This window comes from Micromonospora sp. NPDC007271, assembly GCF_040634005.1.
GTDB lineage: Bacteria > Actinomycetota > Actinomycetes > Mycobacteriales > Micromonosporaceae > Micromonospora.
Genome location: NZ_JBEYER010000028.1, coordinates 52,311 through 66,995, shown reverse-complemented (window position 1 = coordinate 66,995; position 14,685 = coordinate 52,311). Strand labels below are relative to the sequence as shown.

15 protein-coding genes and 1 tRNA gene are annotated in these 14,685 nt (G+C 72.3%); 11 read left to right on the top strand and 5 right to left on the bottom strand.

Annotated elements, in window-relative coordinates; genetic code table 11:
- Both cysS and rlmB read left to right on the top strand, forming a co-directional pair.
- Positions 1–1,394, top strand: a 1,394-nt coding sequence (gene cysS / locus ABZ570_RS13070) for a cysteine--tRNA ligase (protein ID WP_358061464.1), incomplete at its 5' end; no start/stop codon positions are given.
- Entirely contained in the window at positions 1,394–2,509 is a 1,116-nt protein-coding gene (gene rlmB / locus ABZ570_RS13065) for a 23S rRNA (guanosine(2251)-2'-O)-methyltransferase RlmB (protein WP_358061461.1), read from the top strand. The genes cysS and rlmB, both read left to right, overlap by 1 nt.
- A 61-nt stretch (positions 2,510–2,570) precedes the next feature.
- Here rlmB and ugpC read toward each other — a convergent pair whose 3' ends face one another.
- Complete coding sequence (gene ugpC / locus ABZ570_RS13060; protein ID WP_358061458.1) at positions 2,571–3,662, bottom strand: sn-glycerol-3-phosphate ABC transporter ATP-binding protein UgpC; 1,092 nt, start codon at positions 3,660–3,662, stop codon at positions 2,571–2,573.
- Positions 3,663–4,027: 365 nt separating this feature from the next.
- On the opposite strand from ugpC, the gene ABZ570_RS13055 reads away from it, so the two are divergent.
- A tRNA-Thr gene (locus ABZ570_RS13055) sits at positions 4,028–4,104 on the top strand.
- Positions 4,105–4,442: 338 nt separating this feature from the next.
- Positions 4,443–4,841, top strand: a complete 399-nt coding sequence (locus tag ABZ570_RS13050) for a VOC family protein (RefSeq protein ID WP_358061455.1) — start codon at positions 4,443–4,445, stop codon at positions 4,839–4,841.
- A 57-nt stretch (positions 4,842–4,898) separates the two neighbouring features.
- Here the strand turns inward: ABZ570_RS13050 and ABZ570_RS13045 are convergent, their stop codons facing one another.
- Positions 4,899–5,117 (bottom strand): hypothetical protein, encoded by a 219-nt coding sequence (locus ABZ570_RS13045; protein WP_358061452.1) that lies wholly within the window; start codon positions 5,115–5,117, stop codon positions 4,899–4,901.
- A gap of 74 nt (positions 5,118–5,191) precedes the next feature.
- Here ABZ570_RS13045 and ABZ570_RS13040 point away from each other — a divergent pair, with 74 nt between their 5' ends.
- Positions 5,192–5,692 (top strand): MarR family transcriptional regulator, encoded by a 501-nt coding sequence (locus ABZ570_RS13040; protein ID WP_358061449.1) that lies wholly within the window; start codon positions 5,192–5,194, stop codon positions 5,690–5,692.
- Positions 5,693–5,761: 69 nt separating this feature from the next.
- Here the strand turns inward: ABZ570_RS13040 and ABZ570_RS13035 are convergent, their stop codons facing one another.
- Positions 5,762–6,226, bottom strand: a complete 465-nt coding sequence (locus ABZ570_RS13035) for a carboxymuconolactone decarboxylase family protein (RefSeq protein WP_358061446.1) — start codon at positions 6,224–6,226, stop codon at positions 5,762–5,764.
- Between the two features lie 140 nt (positions 6,227–6,366).
- On the opposite strand from ABZ570_RS13035, the gene ABZ570_RS13030 reads away from it, so the two are divergent.
- On the top strand, positions 6,367–7,248 hold the full coding sequence (locus tag ABZ570_RS13030) for a sigma-70 family RNA polymerase sigma factor (protein WP_358061443.1): 882 nt from the start codon (positions 6,367–6,369) through the stop codon (positions 7,246–7,248).
- On the top strand, positions 7,245–7,682 hold the full coding sequence (locus ABZ570_RS13025; RefSeq protein ID WP_358061440.1) for a helix-turn-helix transcriptional regulator: 438 nt from the start codon (positions 7,245–7,247) through the stop codon (positions 7,680–7,682). The genes ABZ570_RS13030 and ABZ570_RS13025 overlap by 4 nt, the downstream gene beginning before the upstream one ends.
- Here the strand turns inward: ABZ570_RS13025 and ABZ570_RS13020 are convergent.
- Positions 7,651–9,534 carry a hypothetical protein gene (locus ABZ570_RS13020; RefSeq protein WP_358061437.1) on the bottom strand — a complete coding sequence of 628 codons (1,884 nt, stop codon included), beginning with the start codon at positions 9,532–9,534 and terminating at the stop codon, positions 7,651–7,653. The two genes, ABZ570_RS13025 and ABZ570_RS13020, sit on opposite strands and share 32 nt — an antisense overlap.
- Before the next feature lie 201 nt (positions 9,535–9,735).
- Here ABZ570_RS13020 and ABZ570_RS13015 point away from each other — a divergent pair, with 201 nt between their 5' ends.
- The 3 genes from ABZ570_RS13015 to ABZ570_RS13005 all read left to right on the top strand — a co-directional run bounded on the left by ABZ570_RS13015 (position 9,736) and on the right by ABZ570_RS13005 (position 11,510).
- The gene (locus tag ABZ570_RS13015) at positions 9,736–10,155 is read left to right on the top strand and encodes a VOC family protein (protein WP_358061434.1); all 420 of its coding nucleotides are present in this window, start codon (positions 9,736–9,738) and stop codon (positions 10,153–10,155) included.
- 13 nt (positions 10,156–10,168) lie between these two features.
- Positions 10,169–10,825, top strand: coding sequence for a DUF998 domain-containing protein (locus ABZ570_RS13010; protein ID WP_358061431.1), 657 nt, complete (start codon positions 10,169–10,171; stop codon positions 10,823–10,825).
- A gap of 73 nt (positions 10,826–10,898) precedes the next feature.
- A complete protein-coding gene (locus tag ABZ570_RS13005) occupies positions 10,899–11,510 on the top strand; it encodes a histidine phosphatase family protein (RefSeq protein ID WP_358061428.1) in 612 nt (203 codons plus the stop codon).
- Between the two features lie 43 nt (positions 11,511–11,553).
- On the opposite strand, the gene ABZ570_RS13000 is transcribed toward ABZ570_RS13005, so the two are convergent.
- Positions 11,554–12,087: a hypothetical protein gene (locus ABZ570_RS13000; protein ID WP_358061425.1), complete on the bottom strand. Its 534-nt coding sequence runs from the start codon at positions 12,085–12,087 to the stop codon at positions 11,554–11,556.
- A 171-nt stretch (positions 12,088–12,258) separates the two neighbouring features.
- On the opposite strand from ABZ570_RS13000, the gene ABZ570_RS12995 reads away from it, so the two are divergent.
- Positions 12,259–14,655: a M4 family metallopeptidase gene (locus ABZ570_RS12995; RefSeq protein WP_358061422.1), complete on the top strand. Its 2,397-nt coding sequence runs from the start codon at positions 12,259–12,261 to the stop codon at positions 14,653–14,655.
- The last annotated feature ends 30 nt before the right edge of the window (positions 14,656–14,685 follow it).

Here is a 14,685-nt window from a genome sequence, read left to right as displayed (position 1 = left end):
CCGCCACCCGAACGGTCCGGGACTTCGTCCCCAGGGAAGCCGGCAAGGTGGGCGTCTACCTGTGTGGTCTCACCCTCCAGGCCCCGCCGCACATCGGCCACCTTCGGTCCGGTGTCAACTATGACGTGCTGCGCCGCTGGCTGGTCGCCGCCGGCTTCGAGGTCACCTTCATCCGCAATCTGACCGACATCGACGACAAGATCCTGTTCAAGGCGATGGAGCAGGGCCGCCCGTTCTGGTCGATCGCGTACGCCAACGAGCAGATTCTGGCCGAGTCGTACCGGGCGCTGAACGTGCTGCCGCCGACCTACGAGCCGCGGGCCACCGGGCACATCCCGGAGATGCACGAGCTGATCGCCCGGCTGATCGAGACCGGGCACGCCTACCCGGCCACCGACGGCTCCGGCGACGTCTACTTCGACGTGGCCTCCTGGCCGGCGTACGGGTCGCTGTCCGGGCAGTCGCCGGAGGACATGCAGCCCGCCGGGGACGCCCCGGAGCGGGGCAAGCGCGACCCGCGCGACTTCGCGCTCTGGAAGGGCGTCAAGCCGGACGAGCCGGCGGACGCGTACTGGCCGTCGCCGTGGGGCCGGGGCCGGCCCGGCTGGCACATCGAGTGCTCGGCGATGTGCTGGCGCTACCTGGGTGCGGAGTTCGACATCCACGGCGGCGGGCTCGACCTGACCTTTCCGCACCACGAGAACGAGCTGGCCCAGTCCCAGGCGGCCGACCTGCCGTTCGCCCGCTACTGGGTGCACCACGGCCTGCTCGGCATCGGCGGCACCAAGATGGGCAAGTCGCTGGGCAACGCCCTCGACCTCGACTACGTGGCGTCCCTCGGGGTGCGCCCGGTGGAGCTGCGCTACTACTACGTCGCCGCGCACTACCGGTCCCGCATCGACTACTCCGAGGACGCGCTGCGCGAGGCCGCGGTCGCGTACCGGCGGATCGAGGGCTTCGTGCAGCGGGCCGCCGAGCGGGTCGGCGCCGGGCCGCTCGGCGAGCTGCCGCCCGGCTTCGTCGCGGCGATGGACGACGACCTCAACACCTCCGCCGGCCTGGCCGTGCTGCACGAGGTGCTCCGGGACGGCAACACGGCGCTGAACGCCGGCGACGATGTGACCGTCCGCACGGCGCTCGCCGCCACGCGGGCGATGCTGGATATCCTCGGCGTCGACCCCCTGGACCCGGCCTGGACGGGCGGCGGCCACGCGAGCGACCTGCGCGGCGTGGTGGACTCCCTGATCGCGCTCGCCCTGGAGCAGCGTGCCCAGGCCCGCAGCCGCAAGGACTGGGCCGCCGCGGACGCCGTACGCGACCAGCTCAAGCAGGCTGGCGTGGTGGTCGAGGACACCCCCCAGGGCCCCCGTTGGACTATTGGAGAGCAGGACTGATGGCCGGCAACTCGCAGCGCCGTGGCCGGCGACTGACGCCGAAGGCGGGTGCCCCGAAGGGCTCCGGCGGCAAGAACCGGGACGCCCTCGCGGGTCGGGGCCGGACCCTGCCCGCCGACGAGCGGCCCTGGCACAAGGCGTACTCGGGCACCGAGAAGCTTCCCCAGCGCACCGCCTGGAAGCAGGATAAGGAGCGCCGCGCGGCGGCCGAGGAGGGGCGCGCCCCCAAGATCGGCCTGCCGGGCACCAAGGACACCACCTGGGGCAAGGGCAGCCGGGCCGGCGTGCCGCTGAAGGGCGGCAAGGGCAAGCCCGCCGGCCGGGGTGGCCCCCGGGTCGCCCCGGGCCGTAAGTCCAACCCGGCGAAGGACAGCCCGGAGCTGCTGGTCGGCCGGAACCCGGTGCTGGAGTCGCTGCGCACCCAGGTGCCGGCGACCGCCCTCTACACGGCCCAGGGCATCGACATCGACGACCGGATCAACGAGATCGTCCGGACCGCCGCCGACCGGGGCATCGCGATCCTGGAGGTCAGCCGGGCCGAGCTGGACCGGATGACCGGCGGCGTGCTGCACCAGGGCGTCGGCCTCCAGGTGCCGCCGTTCGCGTACGAGCCGTTCGAGGACATGATGGCGGCCTCGCTGGAGCAGGCCGCCCCGCTGCTGGTCGCGCTGGACGGGGTCACCGACCCGCGCAACCTCGGCGCGGTGATCCGGTCCGCCGCCGCGTTCGGCGCGCAGGGGGTGTTCGTACCCGAGCGGCGGGCCGCCGGGATCACCGCGACCGCCTGGCGGACCAGTGCCGGTGCTGCCGCGCGGGTGCCGGTCGCCCAGGTCACCAACCTGACCCGGTCGCTGAAGGCGTGCAAGGACGCCGGCTTCGTCGTGGTCGGCCTGGACGCCGACGGCGAGACCGACCTGTACGACCTGGAGGCCGCGGTCGGCCCGCTGGTCGTGGTGGTCGGCTCGGAGGGGCGCGGGCTGTCCCGGCTGGTCGGCGAGACGTGCGACCTGACCGTCAGCATCCCGATGGTCTCCGACGTCGAGTCGCTCAACGCCAGCGTCGCCGCCGCGGTCACCCTCGCCGAGGTCGCCCGCCGGCGCGTCGTCGAGGCCTGACCCGCGTCCGCAGACACGGAAAGGGGCGGTCCGCCGTGACGGACCGCCCCTTTCGCGTACGTCAGATCCGGTTGCCGGTCCCAGCGTGGAAGACGTGGCTGCGGCCCGAGCGCGGCTTCACGAACACGGTGTCGCCCATGTTCGGCATGGAGCGGCGGTCGGTCCGCACGACGAAGCGCTCGGAGTTGCCACCGAGCGCGGCGTGGCCGTAGATGTTGGCGTCGGAGCCCAGGTCCTCGACGAGCTCGACCACGACCGGCATGCCGCCCTCGGTCGGGCTGACCAGGTCGCAGTCCTCCGGACGGAAGCCGACGGTGACCTTGCCGTCGCCGCCCTCGGCCTTGGCCGCCTCGACCTGCTCACGGGTCAGCGGCACGTGCATGTCGGCGAACTCGGCGCCCTGCTCGGTCAGCGGCACCGTCTTGATGTTCATGGCGGGGGAGCCCATGAAGCCGGCGACGAAGACGTTGGCCGGGGTGTCGTAGAGCGCCCGCGGGGTGTCCACCTGCTGGAGGACGCCGTCGAGCATGACCGCGACCCGGTGACCCATGGTCATGGCCTCGACCTGGTCGTGGGTCACGTACACGGTGGTGACGCCCAGCTTGGCCTGGAGCGACGCGATCTGCGTACGGGTCTGCACCCGGAGCTTGGCGTCGAGGTTCGACAGCGGCTCGTCCATGAGGAAGACCTGCGGCTCGCGGACGATCGCGCGGCCCATGGCGACCCGCTGGCGCTGGCCACCGGAGAGCGCCTTCGGCTTGCGGTTGAGGAAGTCCTCGAGCTGGAGCAGCGCCGCCGCCTCCTTGACCCGCCGGTCGATCTCCGACTTCGAGGTCTTGCGCAGCTTGAGCGCGAACGCCATGTTCTCGTACACCGTCATGTGCGGGTAGAGGGCGTAGTTCTGGAAGACCATCGCGATGTCGCGGGCCTTCGGCGGGAGGTGGGTGACGTCCCGGTCGTCGATGTAGATGGCGCCGTCGTCGACGTCCTCCAGGCCGGCGAGCATCCGCAGGCTGGTGGACTTGCCGCAACCCGACGGGCCGACCAGGACGAGGAACTCCCCGTCGCCGATCTCGAGGTCGAGCTGGTTGACCGCGGGGCGCTCGGTGCCCGGGTAGATCCGGGAGGCCTTCGCGTAGGTGACCGTAGCCATGGTGGAGCGCTTCCTTTCACCGGCAGGAACGTGCCGGACGATCCGAGTGAGAAGGAGCGACCGGCACCCTCGGTGCCGGCCAGCGGGCGTTGCCCGGACAGCCGAGGCCAACCGGAGCGTCGTCCGTGTCATTGCACGGTAAACGGCTTTTCCGACCATGCCAAGATGAGAAACATCCGGTGGGACCGATCGCATACGGCATAACGGTCACCCGAGCACGCCGAGGCAGCAATCCCCACGGTCCGCACCGGGCGCGGCGACCATCCGTCGGCGCCGAGGTCGGGAAATTGACGTTTTCCATGCTCGGGAGGCCTGCCGAGCGGGATTTGCCGACCTCAGTCGCTATGCTGACCACGGCAACACGCGCCCCTGTAGCTCAGCTGGCCAGAGCACTCGCCTTGTAAGCGAGATGTCGCCGGTTCGATCCCGGCCGGGGGCTCCAGTTACATCGGGCGTCTCGAGGCGGTGGCCTGGACGACGTGCGGCGGGACGCCCAGCTCCGTCAGCCGGACACGACCGTGTGCCGCAGGTCGTGCAGGCGGACACCGGGCAGGTTGGCGGTCTCGCGGCGCCGGGCGAAGAGCGGCTGAGGTTGGTCGGCTTCATCGGGGTGTCCCGCCCGGAGGGGAAGACAAGCCCGTGGTCCTTCCGCGGCGGCACCTGCCTGCCGCACCACGTCATGGAACACCTGTCTGGCCGCTCGCCGTCGGGCGATGATTTTCGACCGGTCGGCCGGTCTGTCACGGTGACAGTTCTCCGCTTCGACCTGGAGTTTCCACCATGCCTGGTTCGCCGGTAATCGTCAGCCTGCCGATCGCTGATCGCTCGACGTCACACCGCTTCTACTCCGCCGCCCTCGGCCTCGCGACGGTTGGTGAGCCGGCAGCGGACGGGATACCCGAGCCGCTCCAGTTCGCCGTGAACGACGGCTTGCGGTTGATGTTGGTGCCGAGCGGGGGCTTCGGCTGGGTCATCGGCGACCACGAGGTCGCCGACCGGGGCCGTAGTGAATGCGTGCTCGGCCTGACCGTCCAGAGCCCCGCCGAGGTCCACCGGATCGTCGAGCAGGCCCAATCTGCGGGCGCCCGGATCGTGACGCCGCCAGCCGCGCAGCCGTGGGGTTACGCCGGCACATTCGCCGACCCCGACGGTCACCTATGGCTGGTGACGGCGGCCTGACATGCGGAAATTGGTTGCGGGGGCTGGCCCGCCGAGGCCCCGCCGCTCCGCCGCATCTCAGTGACCGCGGCGGGCCTCGCGCTCGGCGCGCTTGCGCTCGCGCTGCTCGCGGCTCCACTGCTTACGCCGTTCGAGGTCCTCCTTCCACAGGTCGCGGGCCTGCCGGGAACCGCCCTGGACGGCGCCCTCCACCGTCGGCGGGCCGGCGAGGTTGCGGAACACCCATCCCAGGAGGCGTCCACCTTCACCGGGCACCTTCTTCTCCTCGGCAGCCATCGTGCAGCCTCCGTCCCGCGACCATTGGTTGGTGGCCAAATGGTTTGTGCACCAATGGTTGGTACCGTAGCACCGTGGCGAAAATCGGTGAAGGGGCGGGCGACCTGAGTCAGATCGACAACCCGCTGGCGCTGGAGCAGCAGGTCTGCTTCGCCCTGTCCGTCGCGGCCCGCGGCGTCGTGGCCGTGTACCGTCCGCTGCTCGAACCGATGGGCCTGACCCACCCGCAGTACCTGGTGATGCTCGCCCTCTGGCAGCACGCGCCGCTGTCCGTACGCGAGCTGAGCCGTCTGTTGCAGCTCGACCCGGGCACGCTGTCGCCCCTGCTCAAGCGGCTGGAGGCGATCGGCTATCTGCAGCGCGAGCGGAACCCGGCCGACGAGCGCAGTCTCGCGGTGACCCTCACCGCCAAGGGAAGGGCACTGCGTAGCGAGGCCGAGCGCATCCCGCCGGCCATCGTCGAGCGGCTCGGCATGCCGCTGGCCGACCTGCGCCAGCTCCACGCCGCGCTGACCGAGGTCATCGAGGCCGCCGGGCAGGCGTCGAAGGCGCAGCAGGCCGACCGTCGGACGTGACGCCCGGCGCAGCGGTCGTGGCCGGTGACAGGGCCACGACCGCTGCCCGGAGGGCCATCAGTTCGGCCGTCAGCCCCAGTGCTGCGGGGCGGGCTGGCGGGTGGTGGCGTTGATCCGATTGAAGAAGTTGGTGGTGGCGATCCACAGCACCAGCGCGGCCAGTTCCTTCTCCCCGAAGTGCCGGGCGGCCTCCGCCCACACGCCGTCCGGCACCGGGTCGCTCCGGTCGGCGAGCCGGGTCGCGGCCTCGGCCAGGGCGAGCGCGGCCCGCTCCGCGTCGGTGAAGTACGGCGTCTCCCGCCAGGCCGCCAGGGCGAACAGCCGCTCCTCCGTCTCGCCCGCCTTCCGGGCGTTGCGCGCCCCGGCGTCGACGCAGGCGCTGCATCCGTTGATCTGGCTGGCCCGCAGGTGGACCAGCTCCAGCGTGTTGCCGGGTACGCCCGCCGAGTGCGCGGCCTTGTAGAGCAGGTTGACCGCCTGTACCGCGTCGGGGAACAGCGCTGCCGGGTTCGAGATACGTGCTTCGAGAGCCATTTCCATCCGTCCTGTGTTGTTACGCTGGCCGGCGTCGTCGCGCCGCCCGCCGTCCTGCCTCACGGTGATGTCGAGGGTGGGACGAGCGGCGTGACAGATGTGACGGCGGTCACGCGAGGGCCGTGAAGGGTGGCGAGGCCGTGAGCGACACGGATCTGCTGGTCCGGCGCTTCGAGGAAGAGCGCTCCCGACTGCGCACGGTGGCGCACCGGATGCTCGGCTCCCCGGCCGAGGCCGAGGACGCCGTGCAGGACACCTGGCTGCGGCTCACCCGTGCGGACGCCGACGCCATCGACAACCTGCCGGGCTGGCTGACCACCACCGTCGGGCGGGTCTGCCTGGACCGGCTGCGCTCCGCCAGCGCTCGGCACGAGGAGCCGGCGGACGTGGCCGGGGAGTCGGCGGCCGCCGAGACGGTCGGCGGGCGTGACCCGGAGCAGGAGGCGCTGCTCGCCGAGTCGGTCGGTCAGGCGCTCGAGGTGGTGCTCACCACCCTCGGCCCCACCGAGCGGCTGGTGTTCGTGCTGCACGACATGTTCGCCGTCTCCTTCGAGGAGATCGCGCCGGTGGTCGACCGCAACGTCGCGGCCGTACGGCAGATCGCGAGCCGCGCCCGGCGCCGGGTGCAGGGTCGGTCGGTCGACCCGGAGGTCGACCCCGCCCGGCAACGCCGGGTGGTCGAGGCGTTCCTCGTCGCCTCCCGGGAGGGCCGCTTCGACGACCTGGTCAGCCTGCTCGACCCGTACGTGGTCCTGCGCGGCGACGCCGCCGCCGTGCGGATGGGCGGGACGGCGGAGCTGCGCGGCCGGGCCGGCGTGGCCGGCTTCTTCACCGGGCGGGCGCAGGCGGCGGTGCCCGCGTTCGTCGACGGGATGCCGGGCGCGGTCGTCATCATGGGTGGCCGGACCACCATCGCGCTCAGCTTCACGGTCACCGACCGGATCCTCGCGATCGAGGTCGTGGCCGATCCCGACCGGCTCCGCGACCTCGATCTGGTCGTGGACGGGGCGCCGGCTCGATGAGCCGGGCGGTCGAGGAGTCCAACCGGGCCATGCTGCGCGCCCGGGACGCCATGGACCGCGCGTACGCCCAACCGCTGGACGTGCCGGCGCTGGCCCGCATCGCGCACGTCTCCGAGGCGCACTTCATCCGTACCTTCCGCGCCACGTTCGGCGAGACCCCGCACCGCTATCTGCAACGACGCCGGGTCGAACGGGCGATGTACCTGCTGGTCCGCACCGACCAGCCGGTCACCGAGATCTGCTACGCCGTGGGCTTCGGCAGCCTGGGCACGTTCAGCCGGACGTTCCGGGACATCGTCGGCGAGTCCCCGTCGGCGTACCGGCAGCACCGGGCGGTCGCGCCGGGCGTGCCGAGCTGCTTCATCAAGGCGTGGATGCGGCCGAGCGACGCCGGCCGCAGGCTCAGCGCCCGCGTACCCGACGGCGGACGCTGACCCAGAGCCGGTCGCCGAGCCGGCTCCGCCGGATCCAGCGCAGCCCGGCGAACCTGCCCTGCTGTGGCGCCCGGGGCCGGGGCGGGGCGGTGACCAGGGCGTACGTGGTGCCGGTAGACGGGCGGGTGGTGCCGGGCTCGAGCCGCTGCGACGCCACCGCCAGCGCGGTGAACTGCTGGAGGATCCGGGAATCCGGCCGACCGCCCTGCACCGCCTTGCGCAGCGCCTGCTCCACCACCGGACGGCGCATCAACCCGGTGAGCGGGCCCGAAGCCGTGTCGAGCAGGTCGGCGACCGCCGCCACGCCGTCGCCCTCCCAGACCCGGACAGCGGTGGACGGGCCGCTGGTGGCACTCACGAACGGCACGTCCGCCCACTCGGGCACCAGCCGGGCGATCAGCGCGGTGTGCAGCAGTCGGTCGCGCTTCTGGGCCGCAGTGAGCGCGAAGGTGGTGGCGACGAAGCCCGGGGCCAGGAACGGGGTGACCATGCCGGTGACGTAGGCGGAGGTGCACCAGCGGCGCATCCGTTCGACCAGGTACAGGTAGTCGATCAGGTGTTCGTCGCGCAGGCCGACCGCGCGGGCGCGGGCCAGGATCGCGGCGATCCGGGCCCGTTCGGCGGCCAGTGCCTCCGGTGCCACGGCGGCGCTCGGCGCGCCGGCCATCAGGCGCGACAGGCCCGCCTGCTCGGGGGTGGGCGCCGGATCGGCGTCGGCCGGCGGGTACCAGTAGCCGACGGCCAGCTCGCCGGCCGCGCCGGTGAAGCTGGCCGGCCGTACCGACTCGGGGAGTGTCGCCCGGGCCGCCGGGCGGATCAGGTACGTCGACGGGAACTGATGGTCGTGCAGGTCCGCGACCAGGCGGGCGCGCTCCCGCAGGCCGGTGTCGAGGACGGCCGCCGGGGCGCCGGCGCGCTGGATCACGTGCTCCGGGTCGAGCCCGCGCCGATCCCGCAGCCGCTGTACGAGCTCGCGGGCCACCTCGCCCTCCACCCGGGTGTCGTCGTTGGTGGCGAACCGGGGAGTGCGGCCGGCGGCGACCAGCGCCGCGGCGATGAGCCGGGAGTCCTTGCCGCCGGAGAGGCCGAGGGTGACCTCGCCGTCGTGGAGCTGGTGCAGGCTGGTGGCGGCCGTGGTCAGGGCGTCGGCGGCTCGGTCCAGCTGCTCGTCCACCGGCCGTCCCTGGTCGGCGTACCCGCTGCCCACCACGTCGTCGGTGGCGAACCGGAGCTCGGCGGCGACGTCCCAGCCGCCGCCGGCCCGGCGGCGACCGGTGACCCGCTCGCCGGGGCGGAGCAGCCGGGTGCCGGCGATCGGGGACAGGTCGCCACCGAAGTGACCGCAGACGGTGTACGACGTCCACCCGGCCGGGTCGGGCCGGACCCGATCATGCAGGAACGCGGCCAGTGCGGTGGGACGGGTGCAGTACGCGGTCACCCCGTCGGCCTCGCCGGTGAAGACCCGGGCCATGCCGAGCCAGTCCTGTTGCAGGACGAAGTGGTCGGTGCCCAGCGCCAGCAGGCCGAACGGCGGCACCACGTCCCGGTGCACGTCCGCCCCGGCGAGCAGGCGGCCGGCCAGCGCCGCCGGGCCGGCCGCGACGTCGAGCCCCACCGGTATCCCCAGCGAGACCGCGGTGACCGGGCCCTCGGTGGCGACTGTCGGCCACCGGTAGCTCCCCAGGTCCCCGGGGTGCAGGACGATCACGCCCCAGTCGTCGGCCCCGAACTCGTGGCGCTGCCAGGAGGCGGGCACCAGCCCGCCGAGGGCCTGCGCGAACCGGGCCGCGCGGGCGGCCCGCGCGCCTTCCGCCTGTGGTGTTTCCGCGAACCAGGCGAGCATGACCTGCATGTGCGATTCCCCGTAGTCGCCGGATGGGCATCTGCGCGACGGCAGGCTAGCAGCGGGGTGCGTGGTGCTGCTGTCCCCTGGGGACGAACGAGGAAGTCGGGATGCCGTTGCTGCCTGCGGGCGGCCGAGGCGTCCCGGCCCGCGCGAACCGGTCAGTTTTGGATAAGCGGGTGCCCGGCGTCCTGCTCTAGCGTTTCCGGCATGACGATGAACGCGATTTCCCGCTCCCAGATCTACGTTCTCGACCAGGACGAGGCCCTCGATTTCTACGTCGGCAAGCTCGGTATGGAGGTCAACACCGACGCGGACCTCGGTTTCATGCGCTGGCTCACGGTCAACCTGCCCGGTGACCCGGAGCGCGAGATCCTGCTGGAGAAGCCCGGGCCGCCGGCCCTCGACCCGGCCACCGCCGAGCAGGTTCGGGAGTTGCTCACCAAGGGGGCGCTGGGCGGCCACATCTTCATGACCACGGACGACGCCCACAAGACGTACGAGGACCTGGTGGCGAAGGGCGTGGACGTCTACGACGAGCCGACCGAGCAGCCGTACGGCATCGACTTCGGCATTCGCGACCCGTTCGGCAACAAGATCCGCATCGGCCAGATGTTCCCGCGTACCTGAGGAGGGTGGACCGGTGACCGGAGCAGTCATGACGCGGCCGGCGACGCGGGCGACCAGGGATCGGGCGCTGCTCGCCGGCGGTGTCCTTGCCGGCCCGCTCTGGGTGGCGGTCGCGCTGGTGCAGGGGTTGACCCGAGAGGGCTTCGACTTTCGCCGTCACCCGGTGAGCGTGCTCAGCAACGGGAACCTGGGCTGGCTGCAGATCGGCGACTTCGTCCTCGCCGGGCTGCTCTGCGTCGGGGCGGCCCTGGCGCTGCGGCGGAACCCCCATCCCGGCCTCGGTCCGGTCAGCGGCCCTTGGCTGCTCGGCCAGTACGGTCTCGGCCTGGTGCTGGCGGGCATCTTCGCGGCCGACCCGCTCGACGGCTTCCCGGCCGGTACGCCGCGCGGCCCGGGCGAGGTGAGCTGGCACGGTGTCGCGCACCTCGGCGCCGGGGCGGTGGCCTTCACGGCGCTCGTGGCGGCCTGCCTGATCGCCACCCGCCGCTTCGCCCGGCGCGGCGAACGCGGCTGGGCGGCGTACAGCGGGATCACCGGAGCCTTCTTCGGGGTGGCCTGGGTGGCGCTGATGGCCAGCGGCGGGCAGGCGGCGGCGCTGGTGGTGTTCGCGGTGGCCGTCGCGGCCGGCTGGGCCTGGCTCTCGGTGACCCTGCTGCGGGCGGTCCGCTGACGCCGGGGCGCGGGGCGCCCATCGTCGGGAGGCGCGTACTAGGCTCGTGCCTCCCGACGACCGTGAGGTGTTCGTGGCGAGTCGACTTCTCTACCTGGCCCGGCATGGTGAGCAGGACCGGCCGGAGGCCGGCGGGGACACCGGCCTCTCCGAGCGGGGGCGGCGGCAGGCGAGCCTGCTGGCGGAACGGCTGCGGGGCACGCCGTTCGCCGCCGTCCACCACGGTCCGGCGCGTCGGGCCGTGGAGACCGCGAAGCTGGTCGCCGCCGCGCTGCCGGGCGTCCCCGTACACGTCTCGGAGAGCGTCGGGGACCACCTTCCGCACGACACCGACCCGACCGACCTGCCCCCGGCGTACGCGGACTTCCTGGCCGCCTTCACCGAGCGCGAGCGGGCCGACGGGCCGCGCCGGACGGCGGAGGCCGTGGCCCGGTTCGCGACCTCGCCCGCCGAGGGCGACGTCCGGGAGCTGGTGATCACCCACAACTTCCTGATCGCCTGGCTCGTCCGGCACGCGCTGGAGGCTCCCGAACGACGCTGGCTCGGGTTGAACCACCACAACTGCGGGCTGACGGTGATCCGCTACGGCGCGGGCGGGCCGCCGAGCCTGATCGCCCACAACGACGTCGCCCACCTGTCGTCCGAGCTGCGGGCCACCGGCCTGCCGCCGGACTACCGGATCTAGGCGGTCGGGCTCGGCGAGGGGCCGGTCCGCTCGATCTGGCCGGTCAGTCGGTGGCCTGGGTGAGCAGTTCGACCACCGCGGCGGTGACGGCGGGTGGTGTGTGCTCGGGCGCGCAGTCCACGTAGCTCGTGGTGACCGCACCCACGGTGAGCTGGTAGGTGAAGGCGTCCGCGCAGTCCGTCGTCGGGGCGGTGGCGGTCGCCTCGGCGAGGAGACGCCGGTCGGCGGTGAGCTGCCGGAGCCGGTCCAGGTCGGCGGGGTCGAGCTGACCGGTACGCGTGGCGCCGGCCCGGTCGACCTTGGTCCAGCGGCCGTCGGGGGTCACGGTCACCGTGTCGTTCAGCCCGGCGAAGCCGCCGGACGTCGTCAGCACCACCTCCACGCCCGGCCGGCCGGCCGGCTCGGTGCCGGCGGCGGGGGCGGGGGCGGTGCTGGTGGGCGCGGCGGTCGGGGCGGCGGCCGGAGTGGTGGCCGGCGTGCTGGCCGGGGCGGTGCCCGTCTCGCCGGCCTGGGCGCACGCGGCGAGCGGGACGAGGAACGCGGCGAGGGCGGCTGCCGCGACCGGGGCTGTTCTCATGCCGGTCGGACGCGCGGCGGCGCCACTCGGTTCCATCCACCTGCGCCGCCTCCTCCGAACGGCCAGTGTCTCCGGCAGGAATCGCCCGCCCCTCTTCCCCTTTCGCCGGTGTATCGCTATATCTACATCCGTGACTACCCCCGTCACAACTTTCCCCCGTCAGGAGGGCCCGTGAAAAGACCCCTTGCCGCCGTCAGCGCAGCGCTGCTCACCAGCGGCGTGCTGGCCTGCGTCACCACCTCGGCGCACGCGGCACCACCCAGCGCACCTGCCCAGGAATCCGCGGCAGCTCGTGCGGACAGCCTGCTCCGCGCCAACCCCGGTGCCGTCCAGGGCGCCAGCGGGGAGGCGTACCAGGTCGTCCGCACCAAGGTGGACGCCTCCGGCGCCGCCCACACCCGGTACACCCGGACCTACCACGGCCTGCGCGTCTACGGCGGCGACTTCGTCATCCACACCGCGCCGGACGGCACGATGGCCGGCACGTCCGTCGGTCTGGCCGCGCCGCTCGCCCTGAGCACCACCGCCAAGGTCAGCTCGGCCGCCGCCGAGTCCAGCGCGCGCAAGGCGTTCTCCGGCACGCTCACCTCGGTGGACGCCCCCGAGCTCTTCGTCGACGCCAGCTCGGGCAAGGGCCGTCTGGCCTGGGAGACCGTCGCCGCCGGCTGGAAGGCCGACAAGCAGACCCCGTCCAAGCTGCACGTGATCACCGACGCCACCACGGGCAAGGTGCTCGGGTCCTACGACGAGATCGAGTCGGTCGCCGGCACCGGCAACAGCATCTACTCCGGCACGGTGAGCATCGACACGACGCTCTCCGGCAGCACGTACCAGATGGTGGACCCGTCGCACGGCAACGGCCGTACCTGCGACATGAACAACGGCACCTCGACCTGCACCACGTTCACCGACGCCGACAACACCTGGGGTGACGGCACCAACTCCAACCGGCAGTCGGCCGCGGTCGACGCCCACTTCGGCGCGGCCAAGACGTTCGACTACTTCAAGAACGTGCACGGCCGCAACGGCATCTTCGGCGACGGCCGCGGCGTGCCGAGCCGGGTGCACTACGGCAACAACTACGTCAACGCGTTCTGGGACGGCGCCCAGATGACCTACGGCGACGGGTCGAGCAACTCCCGTCCGCTGGTCGCGCTCGACGTGGCCGGCCACGAGATGAGCCACGGCGTCACCGAGGCGGTCGCGGGCCTGGTCTACTCCGGTGAGTCGGGCGGTCTCAACGAGGCCACCAGCGACATCTTCGGCACGATGGTGGAGTTCTACGCCAACGCGCCGAGCGACCCGGGTGACTACCAGATCGGCGAAAAGATCAACATCAACGGCAACGGGACGCCGCTGCGCTACATGTACAACCCGTCGCTGGACGGCGCGTCGCACTCCTGCTGGTCCACCTCGACCAAGAACGTCGACGTGCACTACTCGTCCGGCCCGGGCAACCACTTCTTCTTCAACCTCGCCGAGGGCACCGGCTCCACCGCGTACGGCACCTCGCCGGTCTGCGGCTCCGCCCCGGCGGTGACCGGCATCGGCCGGGCCAAGGCGGAGAAGATCTGGTTCCGGGCGCTCGACCTGTACTTCACCTCGAACACCACGTACGTCAACACCACCAACCCGGCGAACACCGCCCGGGCGTACACCCTCAAGGCGGCCACCGACCTGTACGGCAACTGCTCGACCGAGTACAAGACCGTCCAGGCGGCGTGGACCGCGGTCAACGTGGCCGGCAACGACGCGCCCTGCGGTTCGACCGGCAACGACTTCTCCGTCACGCTCTCGCCGACCTCCGGCTCGGTGACCGCGGGCAACGCCGTCTCCACCACCGTGTCCACCGCGACCACCAGCGGGACCGCGCAGACCGTGACGTTCTCCGCGTCCGGCCTGCCGACCGGCGCCTCCGCGTCGTTCAGCCCGTCCTCGGTGACCTCGGGCGGCTCGTCCACCCTCACCATCAGCACCTCGTCGAGCACCCCGACCGGTACCTACAGCGTCACCGTCACCGGCACCGGCACCTCGGTGAACCACACGGCGACCTACACGCTGACCGTGAACGGCGGCAGCGGTGGCTGCACCGGTGCCGGGCAGAAGCTGGGCAACCCCGGCTTCGAGTCCGGTAACACCGTCTGGACGGCCTCGTCCGGCGTCATCGGCCAGTACGGCTCCAGCGGCCAGCCGACCCACGGCGGCACCTGGAACGCCTGGATGGACGGCTACGGCAGCACCCACACCGACACGCTCTCCCAGGCGGTGAGCCTGCCGTCCGGGTGCACGTCGTACAACTTCAGCTTCTGGCTGCACATCGACAGCTCCGAGACGACCACCACCACGGCGTACGACACGCTCAAGGTGCAGGTGCTCAACTCGTCCGGCACGGTGCTGGCGACCCTGGCCACCTACTCGAACCTGAACAAGGCCTCGGGCTACAGCCAGAAGTCGTTCTCCCTGGCCGCGTACGCCGGCCAGACCGTCACCCTGAAGTTCACCGCCACCGAGGACGTCTACCTGCAGACCTCCTTCGTGGTCGACGACACCGCGGTCAACGTCTCCTGACCTGACCGTTCCGCCGGCGGGCCCGGCGGC

What these genes read in the sequence shown, in the direction of transcription:
- rlmB (WP_358061461.1), top strand. Translation starts at nt 1,394, where the DNA reads ATGGCCGGCAACTCGCAGCGCCGTGGCCGGCGACTGACGCCGAAGGCG.
- ugpC (WP_358061458.1), bottom strand. Translation starts at nt 3,662, where the DNA reads ATGGCTACGGTCACCTACGCGAAGGCCTCCCGGATCTACCCGGGCACC.
- ABZ570_RS13050 (WP_358061455.1), top strand. Translation starts at nt 4,443, where the DNA reads ATGCCTGGTTCGCCGGTAATCGTCAGCCTGCCGATCGCTGATCGCTCG.
- ABZ570_RS13045 (WP_358061452.1), bottom strand. Translation starts at nt 5,117, where the DNA reads ATGGCTGCCGAGGAGAAGAAGGTGCCCGGTGAAGGTGGACGCCTCCTG.
- ABZ570_RS13035 (WP_358061446.1), bottom strand. Translation starts at nt 6,226, where the DNA reads ATGGCTCTCGAAGCACGTATCTCGAACCCGGCAGCGCTGTTCCCCGAC.
- ABZ570_RS13025 (WP_358061440.1), top strand. Translation starts at nt 7,245, where the DNA reads ATGAGCCGGGCGGTCGAGGAGTCCAACCGGGCCATGCTGCGCGCCCGG.
- ABZ570_RS13020 (WP_358061437.1), bottom strand. Translation starts at nt 9,534, where the DNA reads ATGCAGGTCATGCTCGCCTGGTTCGCGGAAACACCACAGGCGGAAGGC.
- ABZ570_RS13015 (WP_358061434.1), top strand. Translation starts at nt 9,736, where the DNA reads ATGACGATGAACGCGATTTCCCGCTCCCAGATCTACGTTCTCGACCAG.
- ABZ570_RS13000 (WP_358061425.1), bottom strand. Translation starts at nt 12,087, where the DNA reads ATGAGAACAGCCCCGGTCGCGGCAGCCGCCCTCGCCGCGTTCCTCGTC.